The 17,876-nt window shown below is 39.3% G+C and carries 8 protein-coding genes and 1 pseudogene; 6 read left to right on the top strand and 3 right to left on the bottom strand.

All coding sequences use genetic code 11. The features are described from left to right. Positions 1–359 (bottom strand): annotated as a pseudogene (locus CDG79_RS19585) (transcription-repair coupling factor); the annotation flags it as partial. Between the two features lie 240 nt (positions 360–599). Here CDG79_RS19585 and CDG79_RS19580 point away from each other — a divergent pair. Continuing rightward, complete coding sequence (locus CDG79_RS19580) at positions 600–1,928, top strand: hemolysin family protein (protein WP_094343611.1); 1,329 nt, start codon at positions 600–602, stop codon at positions 1,926–1,928. Between the two features lie 82 nt (positions 1,929–2,010). Here the strand turns inward: CDG79_RS19580 and CDG79_RS19575 are convergent, their stop codons facing one another. After that, positions 2,011–3,192 carry an aldo/keto reductase gene (locus CDG79_RS19575; protein ID WP_094343610.1) on the bottom strand — a complete coding sequence of 394 codons (1,182 nt, stop codon included), beginning with the start codon at positions 3,190–3,192 and terminating at the stop codon, positions 2,011–2,013. A gap of 303 nt (positions 3,193–3,495) precedes the next feature. After that, a complete protein-coding gene (locus CDG79_RS19570; protein ID WP_094343609.1) occupies positions 3,496–9,414 on the bottom strand; it encodes an amino acid adenylation domain-containing protein in 5,919 nt (1,972 codons plus the stop codon). Positions 9,415–10,947: 1,533 nt separating this feature from the next. Here CDG79_RS19570 and CDG79_RS19565 point away from each other — a divergent pair. The 5 genes from CDG79_RS19565 to CDG79_RS19545 all read left to right on the top strand — a co-directional run bounded on the left by CDG79_RS19565 (position 10,948) and on the right by CDG79_RS19545 (position 17,829). After that, complete coding sequence (locus CDG79_RS19565; protein ID WP_094343608.1) at positions 10,948–12,390, top strand: sugar transferase; 1,443 nt, start codon at positions 10,948–10,950, stop codon at positions 12,388–12,390. Positions 12,391–12,593: 203 nt separating this feature from the next. Next, on the top strand, positions 12,594–14,027 hold the full coding sequence (locus CDG79_RS19560; RefSeq protein ID WP_094343607.1) for an oligosaccharide flippase family protein: 1,434 nt from the start codon (positions 12,594–12,596) through the stop codon (positions 14,025–14,027). Between the two features lie 80 nt (positions 14,028–14,107). Next, entirely contained in the window at positions 14,108–15,211 is a 1,104-nt protein-coding gene (locus CDG79_RS19555) for a glycosyltransferase family 4 protein (RefSeq protein ID WP_094343606.1), read from the top strand. A gap of 7 nt (positions 15,212–15,218) precedes the next feature. Beyond that, positions 15,219–16,484 carry an O-antigen ligase family protein gene (locus CDG79_RS19550; protein WP_094343605.1) on the top strand — a complete coding sequence of 422 codons (1,266 nt, stop codon included), beginning with the start codon at positions 15,219–15,221 and terminating at the stop codon, positions 16,482–16,484. Positions 16,485–16,674: 190 nt separating this feature from the next. After that, positions 16,675–17,829: a glycosyltransferase family 4 protein gene (locus tag CDG79_RS19545; RefSeq protein ID WP_094343604.1), complete on the top strand. Its 1,155-nt coding sequence runs from the start codon at positions 16,675–16,677 to the stop codon at positions 17,827–17,829. Positions 17,830–17,876 lie beyond the last annotated feature (47 nt).

Below are 17,876 nucleotides of genomic sequence, written 5' to 3'. Positions count from 1 at the left end.
CCAGTCCCCAGTCCCCAACCCCCAATTACCAAATCCGCCAATACCTGCATTTGTCCCCAACTCATCTCAGTTTCTGGGTCAAAAGGTTCGTAGGGAGAAGCCTCGGAGGTGGGGTAAAAATGTACGGTTTGCCATCCCATCGCCTCTAATTGTGCATAAACGCGTCCAGCTTCTTCCAGAGTGGCGCAAACCACAAATAAATCCTTACCCTGAGCCTGCGCCAATGCTGAAGCTACCAAACCCTTCGGCAATCGAGAAATGCCATTTAACCGCAATTCTTGTTGTCGGTTTAGCCTAGAAATAAATTCAGTGGTGAGCGGCGATCGCGCTAAGGCACGCACAATAGAAGAAAATGACATAAGTACTACTAGCGGTGGGAGTCTTTGTGAGCCAGAAAATCTTGAGGCAGTTTATGTCAACTATTTTAAAAGTGTTGACAGCCTTCTTCTTATTTCGGTGGAAGCATAATGCACAGCAACTAATAAACTTAAGAACTATAACTACTACTTTGTGTACAGTCAAAGCATTTATAGAAGCACCTTTAATACTAGATACTAGGTATTGAGCTACATTCGCTCTGAGAAGCGGCAATTTTAAACATGTCCCCCATCACTTTTGAAATTTTAATCATTTTGGTGCTGATTATTGCCAACGGCGTGTTTTCTATGTCTGAGATGGCGATTGTCTCAGCCCGGAAAGTCAGGCTACAACAGCTTGCCAATCAAGGAGATGCCAAGGCAAGGGTAGCATTGAAACTCGCTGAGTCTCCAAATCATTTCCTGTCAACCGTTCAAGTAGGTATTTCCCTAATCGGTATTCTGACTGGTGCTTTTGGAGGAGCAACAATTGCCAGTCGTTTGGCAGTTTATGTAAAACTTGTGCCTTTGTTAGCACCTTATAGTGAACCGCTCTCCTTCGGAATAGTGGTTTTGCTGATTACCTATTTCTCACTAATTGTTGGCGAATTGGTACCAAAACGTCTGGCATTAAATAATCCAGAAAGGATTGCCTCGATTGTAGCTATTCCGATGCAAGCCTTGGCAGCGATCGCTTCTCCAGTAGTCTTTCTATTAAGCGCTTCTACAGATTTGATCTTGCGAGTGCTGGGAATTACAGCTTCTACCGAGCCGCAAGTTACCGAAGAAGAAATTAAAATCTTAATTGAGCAAGGTACTGAGGCGGGAACCTTTGAGGAAGCTGAACAGGATATGGTGGAGCGAGTTTTTCGTTTAGGCGATCGCCCCGTCAGCTACTTAATGACACCTCGTCCCGATATTGTCTGGTTAGACTTAGACGACTCTCCCGAAGAAAATCGCCAAAAAATGGTTGATAGTGCCTATTCTCGATATCCAGTTTGTCAGGCGGGACTTGATAATGTGCTGGGTGTGATCCCTGTCACCGATTTATTAGCCAGGAGTTTCCGAGGAGAACCGCTAGACTTGACAGTGGGATTGCGACAGCCCGTATTCGTGCCAGAAAGCACCCGTGGTTTGAAAGTTTTAGAATTGTTCAAGCAAACCATCACTCACATGGCGCTAGTAGTGGATGAATACGGCGTAATTCAGGGACTAGTTACACTCAACGACATTATGAGCGAAATCGTGGGTGATGTTCCTTCAACAGATGGACAGGATCAACCCCAAGCTGTGCAACGCGAAGATGGTTCCTGGCTTTTGGATGGGATGTTGCCTGTAGAGGAGTTTTTAGAACTTTTCGGTATGGAACAGTGGGAATCCGAGGAACGCGGCAGTTATCAAACCTTGGGCGGTTTTGTGATCACCCATTTAGGGCGTATTCCTGCCGCAGCAGATCATTTTGAATGGCAAAGTATGCGAATTGAAGTGATGGATATGGATGGGAACCGCGTTGATAAGGTGCTAGTTGTACCAAAGGCAGCTAAATCAGCAGATACGAAAAAATCTGACTAGCGATGTTGAGGAGTTTGGAGAGACGCGATTAATCGCGTCTGTACAGGAGTTTGGAGTTATTTCTTGCCCAATCCCCAATTCATCAAGTCTTAGATAGACGTTTGACCTCCTCACCTGCCAACATCTGATGCGCTTGCTCCAGAAATTGCGGGATTTTATCCGCGTGGGGATTGTGGGCGAGACATTGCTGCAAGTTTAATTCGTCTAGCCGATCGGCTTTATTACCAGGAAACCAATGACCGCCATTACCAAGCAAGTTATAGCGCATTGTTGCATAATCGACTAGATCGTAAGCGATCGCTAAATTTCGCAGCCACAAAATCACCCGAATATTTACCTCGCCGGGGGTTTCGTCAAAAGTCGGTAAATTTGTTTCCCAGGATTTTACCCAATTTTCTCCCAAAGTAGCGATCGCTTCTGACTCCAACCTTGCTAAAATTGGTGGCAAAATTTCTGATGCCCGATCTACTAACTCTAAAGTCTTCAGGTGTTCATCAAAATCTTCTGGTTTTGCGGCTCCTACACTCAGAGTATGTACCTCTTGATGACTCAAACAAAACAAATCATTAAACACCATTGGACTCAAGGGGGCGCAAAGATTCACTAATTTTTCTGGCGGTTCATATAACAAACCTCCTTTATTAGATGGACTAATAATAAACACCCCCATATCGTGGCGTTTAGCTGCTTCAATTGCTGCCCAATTCCATTGATTAATGTAGTACCAGTGCAGGTTCACGTAATCAAATAGATTGGTATTAATTGTTTGCACAATTACATCTGTTGAACCGTGGGTAGAAAAGCCAATAAATCTAACTTTTCCCTCTGCTTGCAATTGCTGGGCTACTTCTAAACAGCCACCAGGACGAATGCTATAGTCTAATGACTCAGTATGGTTGATCCCGTGCAACCCTAAAAGGTCAACATAATCTAGCTGGAGATTTTGTAATGATTTTTCAAATGTCTCGCGGAATTCTTTCGCATCTTCCTTTGGGCTGATTTTGGTCTGAACAATCAACTTTTCACGGGGAAGCTGGGGCAATATTCTTCCCAATTGCATTTCGGAAGTTCCATAACCACGAGCAGTTTCAATGTGATTAATTCCAACCTCAACTGCCTTTCTAATCGTTGCTTCCAGATTCGCCTGACTATCAGCAGGAATTTCATTATTGGGAACATCGTCCCATTTAAACTGATATCTCATGCCACCGCAGGAAAACACTGGCATTTGTAATTCTGTGCGTCCAAATCGTCTATATAGCATCAGTAGATTGTGGATTGCTTACTAACTTAAAATCTCAAAATGACGGTCATTCAAGCCTACAGTGCCACAATAACTACCTCTGTTCAATTTGTAACATCTGCAAGATTCATCGCATATTAAATCGGTCAGGTCTTTTAGTTATTGGACTACGACCAGGATTCCAGTTCCATATAATAGTTATCTTATCCTAGTTGCCACTAGCAAGGGTTTTTCGATTATTCTCCCAATTGATTTTTAGACTAAGAAACGACAAAACGACCCAGCAATGCTGAGTTGTGTGAAGGTGAACTGAGGGAATTCAAATTAATTTTCTGGAGACTGCGCTTGAATTAAGCAATTTCTCAATGTTTCGGCTAACACTTGTACATGGGGTTCCTTAAGTATCTCAAGATGAGATCCGGGAATGTAATGGACATCTAATCCCCCAAGCACTAAATTGCTCCAGCCGAATTGAGGATCGTATTGTGTGCCTACAGCTTCGTCCCGATTTTTATCTTCTGTCCGCAAGAGAATAGCCCGACCCAGGTAAGGTGAAAGGATATATTCACTCATGGCTTGAATGTTAGTATCTATAATCTTTAAGTGCTTGTCAGTTTGAGGTAAATAAAGTGCGTTTTCTAAGTAACGCTTATATCTATTTTGGAGATGCTGCTTACGCCAATAGCTCCATTTTATAACCTGTTGCAAAAGGTAAATAGGCCCTTGTTGAACTATGTTATTTAAATGCAAAAAAAGTCGCTTGGTAAATGGCGCTCGCCAACTATAACCTGGAAGACAGGTATCAAGCATAACTAGAATACCAACTTGTTTGTCTTGCTTTTGCAGTTGCCGAGCCATCTCAAAAGCAACTACCCCTCCAAAAGAATAACCTCCCAGAAAATAAGGCCCATTAGGCTGAAGGGTTTGAATTTCTTGAATATAGTGAGCAGCCATATCTTCAACCCGCCTATGGAAAGGTTGTTTTTCATCTAGTCCTTGTGGCTGTAGTCCATAGAATGGTCGATCTGAACCCAGATGCAGTGCTAATTCACGAAAACACAAGACTTCTCCGCCCAGTCCGTGAATGCAGAAAAAAGGAGGCTTGGAACCGTTGGCTTGAATTTCTACCAGGGATGACCAGCTAGATTTTGATTCGTCTAAGGTATTTACTAAAGCCTTGTTTGTTACCACACTTTCTTCTTGAGAGATTATTTTGGCTAGAGCCTCTATAGTCCCTGACTGAAACAGAATGGCAAGAGGCAGATTTTTATTAAATGTCTTCTCAATTTGCCAAAACAGTTTTACTGCTAATATCGAGTGTCCTCCTAACTCAAAGAAGTTATCTCTGACACCGATGGGCTGGACACCTAAAATTTGTTCCCAAATTTTGGTTAGTTGCAATTCTAATGGATCGCGGGGAGCAAGATATGTTTTTTCTAAATCAAGCTTTGTTGAGTCTGGTGCTGGTAAAGCGCGGCGGTCGATTTTGCCGTTGGGGGTTAGGGGTAGGGTGTCTAGTAAAACGAAAGCACTAGGCACCATATATTCTGGCAGTTGCTGTTTGAGGAAGTGACGCAGTTCGTCTGTGTTTGGTGTCTGTTCTGGGTGAGGAACAATGTAGGCAACTAGTCGCTGATTTTCTGGATTATCAACTTTAGCTGTAACGACAGTTTGCTGTATGCTGGGATGTTGCGCTATTAAAGCTTCAATTTCTCCAAGTTCAATGCGGAAACCACGAATTTTTACCTGATGATCGATTCTACCGATGTATTCAATATTTCCATCGGGAAGATAGCGAACTAAATCTCCAGTTTTATAAAGTTTTTCGCCTTCCTTAAAAGGATGGGATATAAATCGCTCGGCTGTTAAGTCGGGACGGTTGAGATAGCCTTTAGCAACTCCAATACCACCAATATAAAGTTCGCCGTTTGCACCCAAGGGAACTGCTTGCAGATGGGAGTCGAGAATATAAAGTTGAGTGTTAGCGATCGCTCTACCAATTGGTACACTTTTTAAGTTACTCTCGCTTTGACACTGCCAAAATGTGACATCAATTGCCGCTTCGGTAGGGCCATAGAGGTTGTGTAGTTCGCATTCCATCCGGTCAAAAAACCGCTCTTGGAGTTCAACAGGTAAGGTTTCTCCACTACAAAATACCCGTTTTAAAGGCTGACAACGTTCTAGCCCTTTGGTTTCTAGAAATATCTGCAACATCGAGGGGACAAAGTGCAGTGTTGTAATTTCCTCTTGGATGATGGTGTTGACTAGGTAAGTCGCATCTCGCTGTCCGCCTGGTTGAGCCATCACTAAACGCGCCCCTGTCAATAGAGGCCAGAAAAACTCCCAAACTGAAACGTCGAAACTAAAGGGCGTTTTCTGAAGAACCCGATCGATTCCAGTTAACTTATAAGCATCTTGCATCCACAGTAAGCGATTACAAATTCCCTGATGGCTATTCATCGCGCCCTTTGGTTTACCGGTGGAACCAGAGGTGTAAATTACATAAGCTAAATCCAGAGGCTTGACCCTTGAATTGGGATTGTGACTCCTTTGTTGGGAAATCATTTCCCAGTCAGTATCTAGACAAACTTTTTGGCTACTTGTAGGGAGGCGATCGACTAAATCCCTTTGGGTTAATAGGACTGGGGCTTGACAATCGCCCAGCATATATGCAATGCGCTCTTGAGGATATTCGGGATCGATAGGTACATAAGCACCACCAGCTTTCAGAATCCCTAACAGTCCAACTACCATTTCTAAGGAACGCTCAATACAAATGGCTACGAGTCCATTGGGCTGGACTCCACAAGTTTGCAAGTAGTGTGCTAGTTGATTGGCGCGATTATTTAGCTCGCCATAGGTAAAGTGCTTGTCTGCAAATTTTACAGCGATCGCATCTGGTGTTTTCTCTACCTGCGCTTCAAATAACTGATGTAGACATTGAGATAAATCATAGTCAATTTGAGTATTATTCCACCCGACTAGTAGCTGATGCCCTTCAGGCGCTGTTAACAGAGGTAAATCGCAAATATGCTGTTCTGGGTTAGCGACGATCCCCTCAAGTAAGGTTTGGAAATGCCCTAGCATTCGAGCGATGGTTGTTGCATCGAATAAATCTGTGTTGTATTCAATTCCACCTTTGATCCCCTGTGAAGTTTCTGTCAAATCGAGGGTAAGCTCAAACTTGGCAGCGCCGTTATGAACTTCTAGAGGGGTAATGGTCAACCCCGGAAGTTGCCAGAGTTCTTTTGGGGTATTGTGAAAGGCAAACATTACCTGAAACAGTGGCGAGTGGCTCATGTCTCGCTCTGGCTGTAGTTCTTCTACTAGCTTCTCGAAGGGCAGGTCTTGGTGGGCATAAGCTCCTAGTGTTACTTCTCGAACTTGACTAAGTAACTGCCGGAAACTTGGGTTGTCTGCCAGGTTAGTTCGGATGGCGAGGGTATTGACAAAGAAACCAATCAACCCTTCGGTTTCAACTTGGTTGCGGCCAGCAATGGGAGAACCAATGAGAATGTCTTCTTGCCCAGTATAGCGGTGCAGGACTGTCCCAAAAGCCGCCAGCAATGTCATGAAAAGGGTGACACCCTGCTGATGGGAGAATTCTTTGAGCGATGCACTCAGATACTGGGGTAAGATCAGGGATTGCACCGCTCCCTGGTAAGTTTGGACTGGTGGCCGTGGTCGGTCTGTTGGTAATTCTAATACAGTATTAGCACCTGCTAACTGGGTTTTCCAATAGTTGATTTGGCTGGAGAGTTTTTCACCAGATAGCCATTGGTGTTGCCAGACAGCAAAATCGCTATACTGAATGGGCAATTTTGACAATGGAGAAGGCTTACCGCTCAAAAAAGCTTCATAAACGGCTGCTAATTGCTGCCAGAAAATGTTTATTGACCAGCCATCTGAGGCGATATGGTGCATGACCAACAAGAGTATATGCTCTTGTTGGTCTATTTGGAGCAAGGTAGCTCGCAGCATCAAGTCAGATTCTAAGTTAAAGGGGTGTTGGGCCTCTTCACTTAGGAGACATTCCACTTGCTCTTGTTTCACCTCAATTATTTTGAGTTCCACTGGTCGAGGCGTGCCAATTACTTGTATGGGGCTACCATCAAGTGATGTAATAAAGTTTGTTCGGAGTGCTTCATGATGGACAACGATCGCATCTAGTGACTGTTGTAATACACTGACGTTTAACTTACCCCTTAAGCGCTGTGCATTCGAGAGGATATATGCTCGACTGTCGGGTTGCAACTGCTGCAAAAACCACACTCGCTGCTGGGCAAAGGATAAAGGGGCTGATTCCCGGTTGCCTATTTGGGGAATAGTTTGATTTTGGGGATCGTTTTCTTGACTCTCGTTTTGGGTAAACCCTTGAGCTAAAGTAGCGATCGTTGGATTCTCAAATAAGAGTTTTAAGGGTATTTCTCTCTGAAAAGCTTGGCGAACCCGAGACATCACTTGAGTTGCCAGCAGTGAATGACCTCCCAATTCAAAAAAATTGTCGTGAATACCTACTTGTTCCAGACGCAAAACTTTTGCCCAGATGCTAGCTAACACCTCTTCTATAGCATTCTGGGGTGGAACAAAGTTAGTTGACAGACCCAAATCAGATGTATGCGGTGCAGGTAAAGCGCGGCGGTCTATTTTGCCGTTAGGGTTTAATGGCAAGGTGTCTAAAAAGACAAAAGAGGCAGGCACCATATATTCAGGCAACCGACCTTGTAAAAAGCGACGCAATTCAACCTGGCTAGGAATTTGCTCTGGCTTGGCAACAATATATGCGACAAGTTGCTTGTCACTAGGAACATCCTCTCTGGCTATGACTAGAGTCTGTGTCAGTGATGGATGTTGGCTTAATATCGCTTCAATTTCTCCTAATTCAATTCGGAAGCCACGAATCTTCACCTGGTAGTCAATACGACCGAGAAACTCGATATTACCGTCTGGGAAAAAACGGGCTAAATCCCCAGTTTTGTAAAGACGTGCGCCAATTTCTGAGCTAAAAGGGTCGAAAATGAATTTCTCTGCGGTTAATTCAGGACGGTTAAGATAGCCTCGCGCTAGACCAATACCGCCAATGTGCAGTTCACCTGATTCACCAACAGGTACAGGCTGCAAATTTTCATCAAGGATGTGAATCTCTGCATTGGTGATGGGGCGACCAATGGGAGCAATAGTATAATTAGTGACGCGTTGGCAAGTCCAGAAAGTGGTATCAATAGAAGCTTCTGTCGGGCCATAGCAATTATGGAGAACATTGTCCAAATTCAGTTGAGCAAAAAAGCGTTCTATAAGTTCGGTAGGTAAAGCCTCACCACCGCAGGTAATATGCCTAATGAATCGGCAATTCTCAATACCTTTCTCTTGCAGTAAGACACGCAATATAGAAGGCACTAAGGCCAGGACAGTGATTTGCTGCTCAGTAATCACCTTCACAAGGTAGGCAGTGTCTTGATGTCCACCAGGGCGAGCTACGATCAATTGTCCCCCAAAACACAATGGCCAGAATATCTGCCATACTGAAGGGTCGAAGCTAAAAGAAATGGTCAGTAAAACTTTGTCTGCCTGAGTTAATCCAAAGGTTGTTTGCTTCCAGTGGAGTTGATTGCAGATCCCACGGTGAGGGATCGTTACACCTTTGGGCTGTCCTGTAGAACCGGATGTGTAGATTACATATATGAGATTATCAGCCGTCGTTTCATTTACAAGATTTTCTAGACTGTTTTGGATATTCCCTTGCCAGTCTGAGTCTAGACAAACCACTTGTGCTTGATGCGGTGGTAGGTTCTTAACCAATTTTTCTTGGGTTAATAATACTGGTGTCTGGGTATCTTCTAAGATGAAGGCTAAACGCTCTGGGGGATACGCGGGATCTAAAGGCACATAAGCGCCCCCAGCTTTGAGAATACCCAGTATTCCTACGATCATCTCCAAGGAGCGTTCCAGGCAAATCCCCACAAGTACTTCAGGCCCAACACCTAAAGCACGTAGGTAGTGCGCTAGTTGATTCGCCTGTTTGTTTAACTGCTGATAAGTAAGTTGTATATCTTCAAAGACTACAGCAATAGATTCAGGCGATCGCTCAACTTGCATCTCAAATATCTGATGGATGCACTGACCTTGACGATCGGCTGCTTGGGTGTTCTTCCATTCCTGTAGAACTTGAGTGCCGATAATGTGAGTGAAGCTATTTAACTGAGTATTTTGCTTATACTCTGAAGTCTCGCTATTTATCTGCATTTTTTATCTATCAGCTCCATCAGGAAATAGGATTTTATTAATTTATTTACTATCGTAATACGCGAAACTGGACATTAACTTTCTCAGGATAGAAGCTTAAGGCTACATAAACAAAGCCTAGCTGGTCTTAAGAGCGTGATGGTAAGCGAACGGCTTCTGCTTTACAGTACCCAGGATAATACATACATTTTCAAAAATAGTTAGTATTTATAGAGTTGTCACTAATCTATTAGATCGTTTTATGCTTAATATAAATAAATACAATATGTTTACGCAATATCTTATTTTTCCAATAAGACTTTCAAATCAAAAAATACATTACTGCATTGCTGAGTTACGCCCATAGAGAAACATTTGTATTTACAGCTTGACTTTAGTTGACAGATTTTTTTGATTTATATACATAATATTTTAGTTAGCTATAAACATAGTGCTGACAAGAATTTATCCTTTTTTCTTAAAATTTACTTGATGAAAAAATAATTATTACCGAATCTTCATGGTGTTTGTTTATATGTAAAAATCGTGTAAAGTCATAATTATGATTTGCTTAAGTAATTGAGTAGGTTGCAAAGATAATTGCTACTATGCAAATGAAGTCTACTTACACAAAAAGCAGAATAATCAAGGATTTAAAGCCCGTATGGGAGGGTTTGTCCCATTAGCCAAGGCTTTTAATTGTCGGGTTTAGTATGAAATTAGACATTTAAACAAGCTCAAAGTCTTCAGCTTTTGAGAGACAAGATTAAAGTTGCCTAAAATGTGAGTGATTTAGACACAGAAAATTTTATCAAAAAAATTGACTTTCTCGGATGGTAAAAATGTCTATAATGCAGACATGACAGAAATCTCCAGATATCAAACATTGTTGATATTACTTTGATACCTTAGAATTTATTTCTCATTAATCTGTAACCAATTCTCTAACAAATACTCATAAAACGAACGAAGTTCAACCATGATATCAACGACATCAACTTATGTAAATTTTTGTAACTATAGACAAATTTTTGATGCATTTTGTTATACGTTATGTATGTAAGTTTTGCTAATCAGTAATTATGCGTAAACAAACAGATAACTTCTAAGCACAACTGAGTTAGTATAGCTAAACATGCTACAGTAAGTTCAGAAAAAGTGCTATCCTAGCGAATAATAAAGTATAACTCTGCGATAGAAGTGTGGTAGTTCGGTTTAATTATTACGTACTTAACTTAAAAATCTCAATATTTTTACCTGAGCTACTTGCTTATTAACATCAGGAATCTATTCAACCATAAGTAAACTCACCAACAAATCCTTCTTTAGCACCTAAAGCTCAAATTTTCCAGACTAAACCGAATTATACCCTGTAACAAAAACTAAGTACCTGGGTAATAAACGTACTCAAGCCAACTCTGAGAAAATGTTTTTGATCGAGAACTGTAAAGTTACTCTGAAGGACAAAATCCTTAACATAGCAAAAATGTGAGATACCCAACTTTTTTTATATAAAATTCAATCAATCTTTAACTACACCAAGTGTTGCTAACTATGAGTAATCAAAGCATTACAACAAATAAATTCAGTGAAGTACCTTTGGATTTACGCGCATCTTCATTTGTCAGAGTCCGCAAGGGTTCCTGGTGGTTAAGATTAACAACATTGTTTTTAGTAGACTATACTCTTTTATCCTTAGCATGGATTTTAGCCGGATATCAGTCTTCTTATAATAATTTTACTTGGTATATACCGAGTAATTATTTACCTATTTTAATAACTATTGGCATTCAAATAGGATCGTTAGCTGTCGAAGGTATTTATCGAGAAGGTCAAAAACGCTATGACTATCTTAATATTATAAAATCGCTGACTTTTGCTCATGGATTAATACTCCTTGTTTGTTTTTTGTACAAACCAGTAGTTGATATTACACGTCCAAACTTAATATTATTCTCTTGGTTACTAAGCATATTTTTTATTTGTAGCGGTAGATATGCTGTTAACCTTACTCTTGAATATCTGCGGAAGCAGAAAAAAATAGTTCGTTCTTCTGTTTTCATTATTTGTGATTCTCAAGATCATGAGCAAATCGCTAGCTTTATAAAAAAAGAGAAGCATTACATTGTATCTGGAACAGCTAATGCTAGCTCATTAGACAGATATCAACGTCAAAAAACATTGAGTCAACTTAATGAATTGGGTGTAACAGAAGTTTTTATCTCTTGGGATGCTCTAAAAAATAGAATGTTTTTATGCTGGTTATTTCAAGCCTCTGGCATCCAAGTACATATTTTACCGATGGAATTAAAACCAATTTATAGAAATGTAGAATTTAGTAAAATAGGAGGAATGCCTTGTCTAAATTTAGATTGCCCGATAATTACAGGTAAAGATTTTTGGATAAAGCGTAGTTGTGATTTCTGTTTTGCAACTTTGTTTGTAATGTTTTTATTTCCTGTTTATGTAGCTATAGCTATAGCTATCAAACTGGACTCTCCTGGCACAGTATTTTATAGGCAAACTCGTATAGGCTTACATGGGCAACAGTTTAAAGTATGGAAATTTCGAACTATGAGGTCTGATGCAGAAAAATTGCAGAAAGAACTAGAAGCTTTAAATGAAACGAAAGATGGAATTATCTTTAAAATTAAAGACGACCCTCGGATTACCCGTGTTGGAAAATTTCTCCGTCGTTACAGCTTAGACGAATTACCCCAACTTTTTAACGTTATCCTTGGAGAAATGAGCATAGTCGGCCCTCGCCCTTTACCTACTAGAGACGTAGATAAGTTTTCTGAACATCATTTTATTCGGCATGAAGTTTTACCTGGTATTACAGGTCTTTGGCAAGTCTCAGGTCGCTCAGATATTGTAGATTTTGAACAAGTTATAAATCTTGATCTGAACTACATTGAAAATTGGTCGCTTGGTTTAGACTTTGAAATTCTGCTCAAAACAGTTATGGTAGTTTTGAAAAAAGAAGGTGCTTACTAAGGTCAGAAAAACAAAATCATAGTGGAAACTAGATAATTATAGTCGTTTATGTATAGATGCAAATATTACAATTCACACTATAATTTTTATCTAGTTAAATTTAGATTTTTCTACTTTACTGTAGTGATTAGTTAAATGACAATGACAGAATTTCGTTTTGGTGATTCAAAATGAACTGATTAAGCTTAATTAAAAATTTTAGAATGGTAGAAAAGTATAAATTCATAAGTAATTCTATCTCAATGATAGTTAATCGATTAGCACAAAGCATTACAGCTTTCGTACTAACCTCTGCCATTGCTCGTACTCTGGGAGCTGAAGCCTTAGGACAGTATCTACTAGCGTATAGTTACTACTTCATATTTGTGGGCATTGCTTCACAAGGTCTAAAGACATTGTTTACTAGAGAACTAGCCCGTGAGCCAGAAAGAACACCAGTTTATTTAATGAGTGGTACCTGGCTGCAATTAATATTTAGTTTCTTCAGTTATGGGGCGTTGGTGATTGTAGTTTTTTTACTTCCCTATAGTTCCAAAACATCGACTATTTGCTACATCATGGGCTTGACGATAATTCCTTTTGCACTTTCTAACATCACGGAGGCGGTTTTTCAAGCCCAAGAAAAGATGCATTTGATTGCCATCGCTACAGTCCCGGTGTATATCCTACGCATCATAATAATGATCTGGGCGATGCGACTAAAATACGGAATTGAATATCTGGGGTGGATTTTATGTTTTTCAGAAACACTAATTTTGGTCATTGAATGGATTTTTATCACACGTTTCGTCAAAATACAATGGCAAGTTGATGGTAATTTTATATTTCATACAATCAAAATTGCACGGACATTTTTTGCTATTGAAGCAATAGCTGTAGTTAGTGGTAGAATTCAAATTTTGATTCTTTCCTTATTAGGAAATGAGTTTTTAGTAGGGCTATTTGGTGGGATAGCACAATTGCTACAACCATTTTTAATTATTGCTAATAGTACAACTTTAGCAATGTTCCCTAGACTTTCAAAAGCCGTAGCTCAAGGACGCGAGCAGCAGAGGCGGATCACTGAGAACATGATTGAAATCCTATTAATGATGGCATTACCATTATTTCTTGGGCTGTTATTTTTTGGCAAAGATTTACTAGTTTTTGTTTACGATCCTAGCTTTGCTCAGGCAAATTTAGCTCTTAGCTTAAGTGCTGTATCATTGATTTTATTGCCCTTTATACGCTCATTATCCTATCTACTTGTAGCTAATGGTTTCGAGATAGTGAACCTGCGTGAAGTAGTTATTACCACTACATTAGGAAGTTTAATTGGTGTGGCATTAGTTTCACAATATCAGTTACTAGGTGCAGCTTTCATGGCATTATTAATGACTATTATTGGTTTTATCCAGTATATTTACTTCACTTATACTCGCTTATTCTCATTAAATTTATGGCGAATTATATGTCGACCTTTACTCATAAGCCTTTTAATGGTACCTATATTTATCTTATTGCAAAAATTTAGCTTAAATTTTATATTCACTTTACTTATAGCAACTGGTGTATATAGTTTATTTATGATTTATCTAGGTATTCGTGCGTTTGGTGGGTTTCGTTTTTTGTGGATGAAATTTTTAAGAGAATCATAATTGTTTTAATTTGAGATTTTACCAATAATTCATGCAAACTTGTTGAGTAAAGAATTTACGTAAGAATATAATTTTAACTTATGATTAAAGTTGCTCTATTACATTTTTGCTTTGAAGATTACACAATAGAATTAGCAAATCATCTAGTTAAATATGTTGATTTAACGCTAATTCATCCAGAAAAAGTCTCCAAAGTCTGTAGCAATGTTCTTGATTCCAATATTCGTGTCATTAGCTTTCAAAAACCACGGATTCGTGACCCGCGCAACCTATTGTCTATGAGCAGTATGATGCGGATCATTAAAGATATAGAGCCAGATATTTTGCATGTACAAGAAACTAACGATCCTTGGTACGATTGGACTTTGTTGCTCAATAAGATGCCACCATTGGTGACAACTATCCATGATATATTCCGTCACCCAGGAGATAATATAACTGTATTTGGTTCCGAGTATAGCAGACGTATTGGCTTCTACCGTTCCCAACAATTGATTGTTCATACTCATCAACTCAAAAAAATTCTCATTGAACAATTTCGTATACCTCAAGAGCGAGTCAATATTCTACCTCATGGAGAACTTGGTAGTTTGTATCAGCGTCGCGGTGGTCAAAATATTCAAGTCCGTGAACCATATACTTTGCTATTCTTTGGCCGTATATTGCCTTATAAGGGATTGAAATATTTGCTTGAGGCTATGCCATTAATTGCTGAATCCATACCTGAAGTCAAGCTGATTATTGCTGGAAGAGGAGAAAACATAAGGCACTATTTCCCTAATGGTTATGATGAAAAACGCTATGAGATTATCAATGATTTTATCCCCCTTGAAGAAGTAGGTAATCTATTTCAACGCAGCACAGTAACAGTTTTGCCATACATCGAAGCATCTCAAAGTGGTGTAGCAGCTTTATCTTATGGAATGGGAACGCTGGTTGTAGCTTCTGATGTGGGGGGATTGAGTGAGATAGTTCAGCATAAAAAAGATGGGTTGTTAGTTCCACACTGTGATGCTCGCTTACTAGCTGATGCGATAATTTGTTTGCTAAACGATCGCGACTTGCAAAAACAGATGCAAACTGCGGCACTTGCTCGTTGCCAACAAGATTTAAATTGGTCAAATATTGCCGCTCAAACAGCCCAAATTTATCAAAGAGAAATAAATATGCAAAATAAATATTAGTTAATTTATGAAAAAACTACTAATTTTTGCCGAACAGGGATTCACAGTTGCAGCCTTGCTGATGTATTCAGGGGCAATCTTTGCAGTCCTGCTGTCAGGAGGAGCAGGACAGAATGAATCGATAGAATATGATGGCTCCCTGATTCGGATTATTTTTTTCTTATTATACACAGTTACCTTCTTACTACTAGTTTTACGTTGGAAGAAAACTCTTTATTTCCTAGTCTTACAAAAAGACCTTCTTCTTTATTCTTTAATAATATTGACAGCTGTTTCTATTACTTGGTCTTTTGCACCGTCAACAACATTAAAAAATAGTTTTACCCTGATTAATTCAAGTTTATTTGGTGTTTATTTTGCTTCTCGATATAGTTTAAAACAACAATTAAATTTACTTGCTTTAACTTTTGGAATTGTTATAGTACTGAGTTTTGTTTTTGCTTTAGCCCTGCCTAAATACGGGATACAAAGCGATCTTGGTAGCCCAAAGTGGCGTGGAGTATTCACACACAAAAACGGACTTGGAGCTAGGATGGTGACTAGTAGTATAATATTTTTTATGCTTGGCTATCAAACTCAAAGACGTAGTTGGCTTTTCTGGGGTGGGTTTAGCTTATCAATATTACTTTTAATACTTGCCGCTTCTACCTCATCTCTAGTTAATCTATTAATTATAATATTGGCCTTTTTTGCTTTTCAAATTTGGCGTTGGTCATATAGATTAATGATACCAACCCTAATACTTATGGCAACCATCAGCCAAAGTTTATATTTTTGGTTGTCTAATGATGCTGATGTCCTATTTAGCTCGATTGGTAAAGATGCGACACTGACTGGTCGAACAGACTTATGGCCACTAGTAATGGATATGATTTGGAAACATCCTTGGCTTGGTTATGGTTATGGCGGATTCTGGCAAGGATGGGATGGTGAATCTGCCTATATTTGGCGTATAGTTGGATGGATGCCAGGCCATCCACACAACGGTTATCTAGCTCTTTGGCTTGATTTAGGGCTTTTAGGTTTAGGGTTATTCTTTTTAGGGTTTTGGCGCAGTTATCTGCAAGGATTAGCTTGGGTACGCAGTAGTAAAACAGCATTAGATATGTGGCCCATTATACACATGACATATATAGCTTTAGCTAGCCTTACAGAATCTTCTTTGCTGGAATCTAATAGTTTGACTTGGATGCTCTATGTGGCCGCATGTTTATCAGTGAGAACGACACATAAAATAAAAATAAAATCATTAAAAAATGCATTGAGAGCATAGAACTTACCAAAATGCTCTAAAGCCATTGTTTTTGTGATAGTTATTCAGAATATACCAATTTTGGTATCACAGGTTTGTGAGCGGTGCAAAGGTATTATCTGACAACAATAGTTCAACATCAGGAGATGTAAAAATAATCATATTTTGATAAGATTTCATGGGATTATTTTAATTATGGAAGAAGATTAAAATGAGCAACTCTAATTCTTTGGTTGATATATTAACTAAGGATAGGCCGGTTCTTGAAAAAATACAGCCTATTTCTCCCTCTAAAAGTCTCAAGATTATCCTGTTAGGCCCTAGCTTACTCCAGCAGGGTGGCATTTCCAATTACGAAAAGCTTTTTTTGGAGTATGCTCCTTCTGAAGTCGATATATGTCATATTGTCACTCACGAAGAAGGCAATATAGCAATTAAGGTCATAGTTTTTTTAAAAGCTGTATGGAAGTTTCTGTGGATCTTACAAAGAGAAGAAGTTGATATTGTTCAACTTGAAATTTCACAGCGCGGCAGTATTTTACGACAAGGAATTATGACATTTTTAGCTTGGGTCTTTCAGAAGCCTATAATCTTACATGCTCATGGTAGTCAATTTCATGTTTTCTACGCTGGATTGGCGAAATGGATGCAGCAACTGCTAAGTTGGGTATTTTGCAAGTGTCAACGCTTAATTGTTTTATCAGAAAGTTGGAAAACTTTTTACATAGAACATCTTGGTCTTAAACCCGAGCAAGTTGTGGTTTTTTATAATCCAGTCAAAGTTCCTGATGAAGTCCCACAACGTTCATTATCTGAATTATCTGAAAAAATAAACTTACTTTTTTTAGGAAGAATTGGTCAACGGAAAGGAGCATTTGATTTGATAAAAGCCTTTTCTCTTTTGCCTATTGAATATAAAACAAGATCGAGTTTGATTATGGCGGGGGATGGAGAAATAGAACAAGCAGGCAATTTAGTTAAAACTCTAAATCTAGAAAATTATATAAAACTACCTGGCTGGATAGGGTCAGATAAACGTGATATTCTGTTAACTCAAGCAGATGTTTTTGTCTTGCCTTCTTACAATGAGGGTCTCCCATTAGCAATGCTTGAAGCAATGGCTTGGGAATTACCAGTCATAGTTACACCAGTAGGAGGTATCCCTGAGATAGTTAGTCAATGTGAAAATGGATTAATAGTTAATCCAGGAAATATTGAGGAATTATCAGATGCTATGAAGTCTTTAATTGAAAATGAGTCTTTGAGACTTTCTTTAGGAACGAAGGCGAGAACAAGTGTTATTCCTCTAGATATAAGAAAACATTGGGTTGATTGTATGGATTTATATTACTCAGTATTAAATTGAATGGGCTAGAAGAAAAGCGTCTTATTGGCTTGTTTTGTAATTCATGT

The sequence above is a fragment of the Nostoc sp. 'Peltigera membranacea cyanobiont' 232 genome (assembly GCF_002245985.1).
Lineage (GTDB): Bacteria > Cyanobacteriota > Cyanobacteriia > Cyanobacteriales > Nostocaceae > Nostoc.
Note: the sequence above shows the minus strand (reverse complement) of the source record. Positions and strands in the feature narration are given on the sequence as shown.